Below are 10,249 nucleotides of genomic sequence, written 5' to 3'. Positions count from 1 at the left end.
CCATGGTTGCCAACGCCATAATTTGAGTATACCGCGGATGATTGGCTGGGACATCAGGAAAGTCGGTGGCAAACGGCGTATGGCCTTCTGTCAGCCATGCGGCTACCACAGCGTCAATATCTGCTAAGCCGGTATAAACAACCATATAATTTGCCAATACTTCGGCAATGAACCAACGCGGCGCGCCCTCGCGATACAACACACCTGCGGGCAACGCATCCCCCACAATGCCATGTTGGCGTGTACGAATCATATCGGCAATCGCCCAGCTGTTTGGTGCATCCTTGGCCTCTGCCCATGTATCGACTAATGGACCGGCTTCAATTGTTACGGTCGCCGCAGCACTTGCAAATGCTGTTGCCGTACCGCTCACGCGCACCAGCACATCGCCGAGCGACAGGTTGGTGATTTCATTGCCTGTCACAGGCGTCCAAGTGTCGCCGCCGTCTGTACTAAACTCCATCGCGTCGGTCACACCGGTAATGCGTCCGTTATTTTCAGCGACAACATTTGTCGAAATGGCCGTCAAGCCTGTTGGCACGGTGGGAGGCGCGGGAATGAACAACTCTTGCGTGCCGCCGGCATTACCAATAGTTACTGTTGTGTTGAACCACACATCAGCGAGTGGCAATACGCCGTCAGTCGGTGTTACGGCAGTGCCGTTAATGGTGTAACTGCCGTCAGCAGTGAATCCCGTTAAGGTTTTGTTGGCGAAGTCAATGGCTACATTCGGGTCAAGGCCGCTGTCATCTGTCCCTGCAATGCGGAACTCACGGAAAATAACATTGCCGTTCACGGCAAATATGCGCATATTCGTCAGATTGAAAGTGTCACCGGCGAAGGGTGTCAAACTTGCACCTTGCGTCGTATTGGAAAATACGTCTGCTAAAGAGATAGAACCCCTAAATGTGCCGCTTCGTAAATCGCCGCTAGCTGCATCCACGTTGTTAGTGATGGAGCGGTTTATGGAGTATCCTGTGTCACCATGGAACAGTACGATGCTGGAGCCGGTTTCTACTGTAACGTCAAAATACAGATACAAGTTGTTCCAGCTAGTGTGTGGAATGGATATGACTTCGGGAAGGAATAAGTTGGTTCGAGGCCATTGACCGCCTACATTGATGAATCTGTATTCGCCGCCGACTCGTATGGCATATACGGCGGTTTCGGCACCGACCATGTGAGGTTCACTCATCCAAAGTGTATCGCTGAAATTAAAAATGTTAAAAAGACCTGTCATGTCAAGGTGGCAGTCGCAAAGGCCATCTTGACTGTCGATTAAGCATTCGCAATCGATGCAAAGGTCACAGTCACAAGTACAGGGCGCCAGCACCGGACCGAATGCCTCTGAGGTCAAGGGGTTCCCCAAAATCCCATTGGCGTTTCTCGGCGTTACGACAACACGTATTCTGCTGAAATGCTGAGCTTCAGTTACGACAAATGTGTTGCCTGTTGCACCCGGTATGTCAACAAATCCAGTACCATCTGACATTTGCCATTGGAAGATGCTGCCTTCTTCGGCAACATCGGCAGGGTCAGAGAATTCGTAGCCAGCACTCAGCGTTTCGCCGGCCGCAACTGTACCGATGATACGTACTTGCATGGCACGAGGACTTGGGTCGAAAGGAGTTACGTGTACGGCTACTGCATCTGTACGGCCATCGGCTTCTGCCAAAATCATGACGATGCCGGGAGAAACAGCCGCTATCAGACCATTGGCATCAACAGTTGCCCGGGACGAATCATCAGATGTCCAGGTTACTTCGGGATTGGTGGCATAGGACGGTGACACCGCGGCTGATAATGTCAGCTCTTGGCCGACCATCATGCTAATACTGCGTGATGGAGCTTCAATGCCTATACTGGTTACAGGGACTATATTGCGATTGCCGGTAACAGTTTCCACCGCCAACTCTTTGATGTGTATATACGCGTTGGCACGACCTGTTCCGCCGCCGAGATGGCCACAAACGCGCTCGAGCAGTAAGCCAGCAGTATAGGCTCTGCTGCAAGGCAGGCAAGCAGCTTCACCGCGAGCCGGGATGACACGAAGCCCGCTGATTTGGATATATCCTTCAGTATTGGCATAATTGGCAACAGGTGCGTTACCAAATGTTGCGCTTGCATGGCTCCAACTTGCGCCGACGTTCATTTCACGGACGATGAAATATCCGTCCATATGAGCGTGAGGTCGAATTTCGCCAGAACCTCTGTCCAGTGAGTTAACGCCTTTGATGTGTGGATTAAGTACTGCTATGCGTTGACCTGCCGGTGTTTCAAGCAATAATTGGATGCTGGCGTGTACTCGATGGGTGTCGATATCAAACCGAATCAAGTCATTCAAATGGGCGCTGATAGGTTGCGTGAACATATATGTAGCATTCGGTGCCAAGCCGTTGGTATTGTGGAACATAATGCCGCCGCCTAAATTGGCATCTACTGCGGCTGTGGTTATCGTGCTGGTCGTGCCGACTCCCATGGTGGTGGCCGTGTAATCCGCCGGATTGATGCTGAATAGCGGCGTTTGCGCTGCCGGATTGGCAGGACGGTATGACAAAGGCTCACGGCCGGGTATAACAAATGGTTGTAAAATTGTATTTGTATCACTGCACCATACAGCAGGGTTTGGGGTTCGTCTATAGATGCTGTATAGGCGGCCTTCCGTGACAGTAACGCCGAGGTTGGCAGCAAACGTCATGGCTCTGGTTCGTCTATTTTCATTAAAAGAGCCGGGGTCGTGAGCGTCTACGCCAATGACGGCGATAACATCGTGTTCACGCCGCCCTTCAGCATAGTCTTGCTGGAGTTCAGCCACGACGCTCCAAAACGCCGGATATGGGTACCGTGTCCGCATTTGGCCGCCGATTGGCCGCGATGGATTGTTTAATTCACCTTGATTGATTTCCAAAGCGATGCCCAGTCTCGATGCGGTTTCAATAACTTGCCGCGCGTAGTGTTCAACTGCGTCGCACCACTCGTGAATGTACATCATGAAATAATCGGCGTGTGCAAAATAAGGGAATAGACCGGTTTCCATTGCCTGAATCGTCGATTCTGCATAACGGCGCACGGCCGCTAAGCTGTTTGCGCCGAAATTGTAGAATGTATTGAAAGTGTCTTCGAAGCCAAACAAATGCTGGGTAAGAACCAGATAATCGACAACGCCGTTGTCGAGCAGCCATCGATAATAGGGATAGAGTGTCGGATGCCAATCGGCTTCAAAGCCGAGATAGATATCGATGTCATCTTCAAATTGTTCCTGCAAAGAGCGAATAGAGCTGATGTAATCTTCCATTAGGCGGTAACTGCCCCAAACGCCGTTTTCGTAATAAATCCATGGAAGTAACGCATGGTCGGCAAAGCCAAGGATGGTAAAGTCATTGCGGATGGCAGCTTGTACATAGGCTTCGTCCGGCACGAAAGCAGCGTGATTGCAGCGCCATGTATGCGTGTGATACTCACTTCGATGACCCCGTTTACTCAAATCACCGGTATATAGCGTGATGGAACGTAAAAAAGATTGTAAGCCGGGGGCAGTTGCTCTTAATGTAATAACAACTTCGCCTGTCAAGTGATCTACATCATAGCGGTAATTGGTGTTGCTGCCGGTCAACGGTTCATCGGCAACAATCACTTGCCCGCCGATGGTGATAGATAGAGTTGTATCATTTGCAGCACCGCCGCCCATAGCAGCTTCAATGCCGATGCGAGAAACAGGTATCGCTGTCGTTGTTTTCACAATCAATTCCTGCGGGTTGTTATCGCCGACAAGGAAACGTGCGCCGCGGCCATTGGCGCCGCCTTCAACGGCGGCTGTGCCGGCCATGTTGAAATGCCAAACTAGGTCACCCAACGTATTATAGCCTGCTGTCGGTGTAGCCGCCAGCGTATGCGAATAAAAGATGCCGACGGTGGGCATGTTTGCAGCGGTGTATATCGTGATTGAGCGCAGGAACGAGTCCTGATTGCCCGTCGTGGCTCGGCTCATGGTGATTACGATTTCGCCGGTGCGTCCTTCGGTGTTGGTAAATTGAAACATTGTGTTTTGTCCGGACGGGGTAACGACCTCATCGATTTGATAGCCGCCGATGCTGACTGACAACGTCGTATCATTGGCTGCGCCGCCGCTGATGGCGGCTTCAATATTAACTCGCGCAATAGGTTCATCGGGCGCAGCCGTGCCTACTGTCACGGTTTGACCTGCCGCTTCGCCGACACGGAAGCGCACGCCTCGGGCGGTCTCGGGCACACCGGTGGCAGCCAGGCTGAAATTCCAAACACGGCCGCTCAGCGTATTATTGCCAACTGTCGGGTTGGCTGTAAACGTGTGTGTATAGTAAACTGTGCTGGATGCCGCGGCCGGTACAACCGGCACAAGGATAAGTATCATTGCCAATGCAAGGATGGTTGCAAGCGTTTTCTTGAGATAGCGTTTCATTTGAAGCCCTCCATTCAGTTTGTCAAAAACTAGGGGGTTCTCCGTTGTGTCAATACGTCTAGGTTTTGACATTTCCTTTAATGTATCATAATCGCAGCAAGAAGTCAATTAGCGGTCAATGCAACTTGCAAATAATCACGGTGCGTGATATAATACAATGTATAATTTGAGCGTTGACTTTTGAAGTGCCGAGTATACAACTGATGAAACTGAGGCATTTAGTATGAAAAAAACATTATTTATAATAGGATTGTTATCTCTACTCGCAGCATGTTCAAGTGATTCGATAGGAGAGGGTAACTTGCAGCCTCGATGGACAACCATTTCCGGTACAGAAGCGCGTGAAATCATGGCAACGTCTGACAATTATATTGTATTAGACGTGCGCACTCATGCGGAATTTGAAGAAAGACGCATTGATGGTGCGATATTGATACCATACGATGAAATTAAGAGCCGAGCCGAGACTGAATTGCCGGACAAAAATGCTGTTATTTTACTCTACTGTCGAAGCGGACGCCGAAGTGCTGTCGCTGCATCTGAATTAGTGGCGCTTGGTTATACAGATGTGTATGATTTTGGCGGAATTCTTGATTGGGTATATGAAACGATTGGCGGGTGAGGAGAAATATGTTTCACGTTGTTCTCTTGGAACCCGAAATTCCGCCCAATACGGGCAATATTGCGCGTACTTGTATGGTGACGGGCAGTAAATTGCATCTCGTTCGTCCATTGGGCTTTGATGTCGATGACAAAACGCTCAAGCGTGCGGGCTTGGATTATTGGCAAGAACTCAACTGGTGTGTACACGATAGCTATGAAGAGTACGCGGCGCAACCCATACTTGGTCAGCGCTGGTATTTTGACACTCCGGGAGATACGTGCTACACCGATGTGACATTTCAAGCCGGCGACCACCTTATTTTTGGCAAAGAGACGACAGGCTTGTCGTTTGAAGTAATGGAAGAAAACCGTGATAGACTATTGCGAATCCCAATGTTGCCCGCTGCGCGGAGCATGAATTTATCGAATGCTGTGGCCGTTGTGTTGTATGAGACATTACGGCAGACAGGGTTTCACACATTGGCATAGCGACAAGAAAAGCCCCTCGTGAGAGGGGCTTTTTGATTATCTACCGTTTCTTTGGAATCAACAGCATTTTACTTGTCATCATTATATCATCTTCTAGCTGGTTCGCCGATTGAATATCGGCGATGGTGGTTTTGTAGTGTTTGGCAATATTCCATAAGCGTTCATTCGTATGGGCGCGGCGTAGGACGACGGATGGGCGAGGGGCGCTATCCTCGGCAAAGGGGGTCAGTTCGATCGATGCGATGGTGTTAAGGGTTACTTCCTCCGTTTTGGTTAAGGTGAAATCGATGCCGAAACGCAATTCCATGCCCTCCTGTGTTGCCGCGCAAGAGGTTTCGGCAGTTAAAGCAGCGCTGACATTCCAATCACCGCCGTCAATGGGGCAGGGGATGCTCATGCGTCGCGTAGCTGTGGCAAAGCCGCCATCGTCATGGCTGTATAGGATGCGAATGTGCGCGTCAACCATAGCGATGGTATTTCCTTCACCCTGTTGCAGCGTCGGCGTACCCAGAACAATGCGTGTGTCATATACCGTTTGCACGCCGATGCCTGTTTCGACGAGCTCACGCACCGGCACATAGCGTTCTTGCCGTTCGCCGATTTGCGAGAAAGTGTACGAGGCATGTTGCAGCTGGCAGTCTTGGTTGGTGGCGTAGACATCGGCTAAGGTTTCAATTTGGCGTTCCAGCCGTGCTGTGGCAAATGCCGTCATGGGTAGCGTTACGCCTAACACGCGTGCTTCAAGGCTTATGCCGGTGCGGACGTCGATTTCCAGTCCGACCAACTGCAAGTCTATTGTGCTGTCGCAAGTTTCTTGCAAGTCTTCCATTTCAACAATTTGTGAGAACGGCAGCTCTTGATCAAATGAAGCAACAGCGCCGCTGTCGGGCGTGGTGTAGAGAATGGACAACGTCGCGCTGCCCTTGAAAACCATCTTATTGCCGATGACTTTGACCTCGTGTACTGTCGGCACGATGTTGACGAGCAAGAGTTCGTCAATCGGTGGTTTGCTTGCCGGTAATTCGATTTCATCGCTGACAGTAAAGTCTTTTTCACGTAAGGAAACAAGCATACATGCTGTTTGTGTTTGCGTGAGTGTTTGTAGCACGTTGTCCTCGTCTTCTACACCGCTGCTGACTTCGCAATCGTCGCTTGCCATAACATCCACGGAAACCGCCAATGCGACAGTAACTTGCACCTTGCGAGGGTTGAGCATGCGAGTTTCTGCGCTGATGACGGTTGGCACAGCATTGGCGATGACGTCACTGTTGATGTCGGTGTGTTCAATGGTGTGATTAAATGGCAGGTTGACTTCCAGTTTGCGTAAAACATCCTGCCCATCCGGCATATACAACACTGTTGCTTTGACAATGCCGCTGACTTCGAGTTGTCCATCCCGGACATATTTGTCTTTAAGGCACGCCATGCCGGAGGTCATAACAATGTTCTGAATGTCCGGGTTGCTGTCCGGCACAATGGCGTCACCACTCTCTTCTTTTTGTAAAGTTGCAGTGTAGATCGGGCGAAAATACCGATAAAGTTGCTTTTTGAGTTCCATGATATACCCCTTTACTCTGTGATGTTGCTAATCTGTTTTCAGTGGAGTATATGAAGGACAAGAAGAGCTTATGCCACGTGAAAGGATTGTCAAGCTCTTAATTTTGCGCATAAGATGAAGTAATTGTCGGAGGTGATTGCCATTATGTACTGCCGTCCATGTGTGTTGGTGTTATTTGCCATTGCGCTGATTGCCGGGTTGTTGTTGGCGTTGATTTTACCGTTTGCGATAACATTATTGTTGATCGTGATTGCAAGCGTTTGTGTATGGCAATGGAATTGCCGGCGTTAAAGTTAATAAAAAGGAGAGAAAAACATGAGAATCAGAACATATCGCTGTCCATCATGCATTTCGCGGATGCTTGTACCATTGATTGTCCGCAGGAATCGTTGTCGTGGAAATCATTGCCGGCCGCACATTGGGCCAAAAGTTGTTTGTCGTTGCGGACACGACCGACGCGGACAATGTCGATGCAGATAGTGTGCATAAGACCATAATATACATTGCGCAATATGACCCAATAAACATCATCGTTTATGCGCTGATGACAACCTCGGCAGGAATCCAGCCAATAACACCATCTTGATTCCTTGCCACGAGCCAAGCGTGTACAATTTCCAGTACATCAAGAATATCGCCCGCGCTTGCTACCAACTCGGTAGGATTATAGTCGCGGGCGAGTTTGCCGTCAACAACGAAGCATTCCGGCACATACGTGTTGTGACCGTCAATGTCGCAAGGGTACCAGTGCAGGTAATGCGTGCAATTTTCGCCGGTTCTGTTGACAGCTGTTCCTGCCATAAATATAGGAAAATCACCCTCACCCGGGTGGTTTTTGATGGTTTTTACGCGCATAATGTTAACTCCTGTTTGTTTTATGATGTGCTTGTACAGTCAATCCAATATTGCTCAAAGCCATCGCACTTTGATTTCTGTTCAAAACGTCCGCCGCAAGCTAAAATTGTGCGGCGGCTAGCTATGTTGTTGACATTGCAATCTAGCATAACGCGGTCAATACCGATTTCGTGCGCTTTCTCGAGGCAAAGCGATAGCATGGCTTTGGCGTAACCTTTGCGCCGTTCGTTTGGACGCACCGAATAGCCGATATGTCCGCCATGTTCGATGAGTGCATCGTTAAGATAATGACGCAAAGCAATCATACCGAGAATACGGCTTTCACCTTCGCGTACGAGTAAATATTGCTCACTTACAACATGGTTGGAATTCGGCACCGTTTCGCGATGTTCATATAACGGCAGCACATTAAGCCAATCTGTGATATCGTCATAACTCTGCAAGCCACTACTGCCGTTTATATGCTGTTCTTCGTCATACGCCAAAATTTCATCGCGCATCGCAGCAATTTCATCAAAATGTGACAAATTTGGTTTGATAAGTGTAAGTTTGTTCATGTTTTTGCCAAATTACGTCGGTTTATACCCGCTCTTCAACGGCGCAATACGGTTAAATATGCCGTCATCTTTACTGTCCTTTGTAAAATATCCCGTCCGCACAAATTGGAACCGTTCGCCGACGTTGGCGGTCGCTACGCAAGGCTCAACCTTGGCTGTCGGAACAACAATACGCGATTCCGGGTTAATCAATTCGGCTAAATTGTCATCGTTTAACTCGTTTGTAGCGTTTTCAGGCGTGAACAGATGGCTAAAAAGTCGCAATTCCGCGTCAACAGCATGGTCGACACTAATCCAGTGAATTGTGCCTTTGACTTTACGACCGTCGACAGGCATACCGTTGCTTGTTTCCAAATCGACGGTGCAGCGCAGTTTTTCAACTTCGCCGTTGTTATCAATGATAACTTCTTGACAGCGCATCAAAAAAGCGTTCATCAGGCGCACTTCGCCGTCGGGTTTTAGGCGGTGGAATTTACCTTGCGGTTCGAGCATGAAATCACCGCGTTCGATGTAGATGTGCTTGCTGAATGGCAATGGGCGCTTGCCCGCGGCTTCATTGCCGGGTAAGTTCGACATGGTAAAATCAAATTTATTAATATCGTCGGGCAAATTTGTAATCTCAACCAACAGCGGGTCAAGCACTGCCACACGTCGTTGTGCCGTGGCGTTGAGTTCTTCGGTAACACAGTAATCAAACAGCGCAATGTCGGCCATAGAAATCGCTTTGCTCACGCCTGAACGCTCAATGAAGTCAAAGATTGCGGTTGGTGTAACACCGCGGCGGCGCAGGCCGCTCAATGTCGGCATACGCGGGTCGTCCCAACCGTCAACCAGCCCGTTCTTCACCATCTTAATCAAGTGTCGTTTGCCCATGACAGTATGGCTGATAGCCAGTTTGGCAAACTCATATTGATACGGGCGACCGTCGCCTGTGGGGCGAGGCTTGAAGTCGAGACTATCTAAAAACCAGTCGTATAATGCGCGGTTGTTATCAAATTCGAGTGTGCAGCATGAATGCGTTACATTTTCGATGGCATCTTGCAATGGGTGCGCGAAGTCGTACATGGGATAGATGCACCACTTGTCGCCTTGGCGGTGGTGTGACGCGTGCAAAATGCGGTAGATAACGGGGTCGCGCAATGAAAAGTTGGGTGATGCCATATCAATTTTGGCGCGCAAAGTCTGTGCGCCGTCGGCGAATTCACCGGCTTTCATACGGCGGAACAGGTCGAGATTTTCTTCAATGCTGCGGCTTTTGTACGGACTTTCTGTGCCGGGTGTAGTGTGCGTGCCGCGTGTTTGTGACATTTCCTCTTGCGTTAAGTCGCAGACAAAGGCAAGCCCTTTCTCTATCAATTGCTCGGCGTATTGATAGCATTGGTCAAAGTAATCCGAGCCGAATAGAATCGCGTCAGGCGTTGCGCCCAGCCAACGTACGTCTTCTTCGATGGCGCGAACGTATTCGTCGTCCTCTTTAACCGGATTAGTGTCATCGTAGCGTAGATTAAATTTGCCGCCGTATTGCTTGGCGGCGGTGTAGTTGATCCAAATGGCCTTGGCGCTGCCGATGTGCAGATAGCCGTTCGGCTCGGGCGGGAAACGCGTTTGAATGGTATCGACGCGCCCGGCGGCAAGGTCGGATTCGATGATGTCGGTGATAAAATGGTGGATTTTTTTTTGTTCAGGCATGGTTTGCCTCCTTCTTTGTAGGGGCGAACTGTGTTCGCCTGTTTTGGAAAGTGGTGGGGA

8 protein-coding genes are annotated in these 10,249 nt (G+C 49.7%); 3 read left to right on the top strand and 5 right to left on the bottom strand.

What is annotated here, in order from left to right; translation table 11 throughout:
- The coding region (locus FWE06_08260; GenBank protein MCL2547163.1) for a PHP domain-containing protein at positions 1 to 4,438 on the bottom strand (4,438 nt) is incomplete at its 3' end.
- Between the two features lie 223 nt (positions 4,439 to 4,661).
- On the opposite strand from FWE06_08260, the gene FWE06_08255 reads away from it, so the two are divergent.
- Together FWE06_08255 and FWE06_08250 are read left to right on the top strand one after the other, a co-directional pair.
- Positions 4,662 to 5,060, top strand: coding sequence for a rhodanese-like domain-containing protein (locus FWE06_08255; protein ID MCL2547162.1), 399 nt, complete (start codon positions 4,662 to 4,664; stop codon positions 5,058 to 5,060).
- A gap of 8 nt (positions 5,061 to 5,068) precedes the next feature.
- Complete coding sequence (locus FWE06_08250; protein ID MCL2547161.1) at positions 5,069 to 5,530, top strand: tRNA (cytidine(34)-2'-O)-methyltransferase; 462 nt, start codon at positions 5,069 to 5,071, stop codon at positions 5,528 to 5,530.
- A gap of 40 nt (positions 5,531 to 5,570) precedes the next feature.
- Here FWE06_08250 and FWE06_08245 read toward each other — a convergent pair whose 3' ends face one another.
- Positions 5,571 to 7,088, bottom strand: a complete 1,518-nt coding sequence (locus FWE06_08245; protein MCL2547160.1) for a DUF3794 domain-containing protein — start codon at positions 7,086 to 7,088, stop codon at positions 5,571 to 5,573.
- Between the two features lie 144 nt (positions 7,089 to 7,232).
- Here FWE06_08245 and FWE06_08240 point away from each other — a divergent pair, with 144 nt between their 5' ends.
- Positions 7,233 to 7,379 (top strand): hypothetical protein, encoded by a 147-nt coding sequence (locus FWE06_08240; protein MCL2547159.1) that lies wholly within the window; start codon positions 7,233 to 7,235, stop codon positions 7,377 to 7,379.
- A gap of 243 nt (positions 7,380 to 7,622) precedes the next feature.
- Here FWE06_08240 and FWE06_08235 read toward each other — a convergent pair whose 3' ends face one another.
- The 3 genes from FWE06_08235 to FWE06_08225 are packed head-to-tail and all read right to left on the bottom strand — an operon-like array spanning position 7,623 to position 10,189.
- The gene (locus FWE06_08235) at positions 7,623 to 7,943 is read right to left on the bottom strand and encodes an SH3 domain-containing protein (GenBank protein MCL2547158.1); all 321 of its coding nucleotides are present in this window, start codon (positions 7,941 to 7,943) and stop codon (positions 7,623 to 7,625) included.
- A gap of 20 nt (positions 7,944 to 7,963) precedes the next feature.
- Positions 7,964 to 8,500, bottom strand: a complete 537-nt coding sequence (locus FWE06_08230; protein ID MCL2547157.1) for a GNAT family N-acetyltransferase — start codon at positions 8,498 to 8,500, stop codon at positions 7,964 to 7,966.
- Positions 8,501 to 8,512: 12 nt separating this feature from the next.
- A complete protein-coding gene (locus FWE06_08225; GenBank protein ID MCL2547156.1) occupies positions 8,513 to 10,189 on the bottom strand; it encodes a glutamine--tRNA ligase/YqeY domain fusion protein in 1,677 nt (558 codons plus the stop codon).
- Positions 10,190 to 10,249 lie beyond the last annotated feature (60 nt).

The organism is Oscillospiraceae bacterium, assembly GCA_009780275.1.
Classification (GTDB): domain Bacteria; phylum Bacillota; class Clostridia; order Oscillospirales; family UBA929; genus WRAI01.
The sequence above is the reverse complement of the archived record's forward strand: the minus strand, read 5'-3'. Positions and strand labels throughout refer to the sequence as shown.

Bases quoted from the DNA above. Each gene is read 5' to 3' on its own strand.
- FWE06_08250 (MCL2547161.1), top strand. From the start codon at position 5,069: ATGTTTCACGTTGTTCTCTTGGAACCCGAAATTCCGCCCAATACGGGC.
- FWE06_08240 (MCL2547159.1), top strand. From the start codon at position 7,233: ATGTACTGCCGTCCATGTGTGTTGGTGTTATTTGCCATTGCGCTGATT.
- FWE06_08255 (MCL2547162.1), top strand. From the start codon at position 4,662: ATGAAAAAAACATTATTTATAATAGGATTGTTATCTCTACTCGCAGCA.
- FWE06_08225 (MCL2547156.1), bottom strand. From the start codon at position 10,189: ATGCCTGAACAAAAAAAAATCCACCATTTTATCACCGACATCATCGAA.
- FWE06_08245 (MCL2547160.1), bottom strand. From the start codon at position 7,088: ATGGAACTCAAAAAGCAACTTTATCGGTATTTTCGCCCGATCTACACT.
- FWE06_08230 (MCL2547157.1), bottom strand. From the start codon at position 8,500: ATGAACAAACTTACACTTATCAAACCAAATTTGTCACATTTTGATGAA.
- FWE06_08235 (MCL2547158.1), bottom strand. From the start codon at position 7,943: ATGCGCGTAAAAACCATCAAAAACCACCCGGGTGAGGGTGATTTTCCT.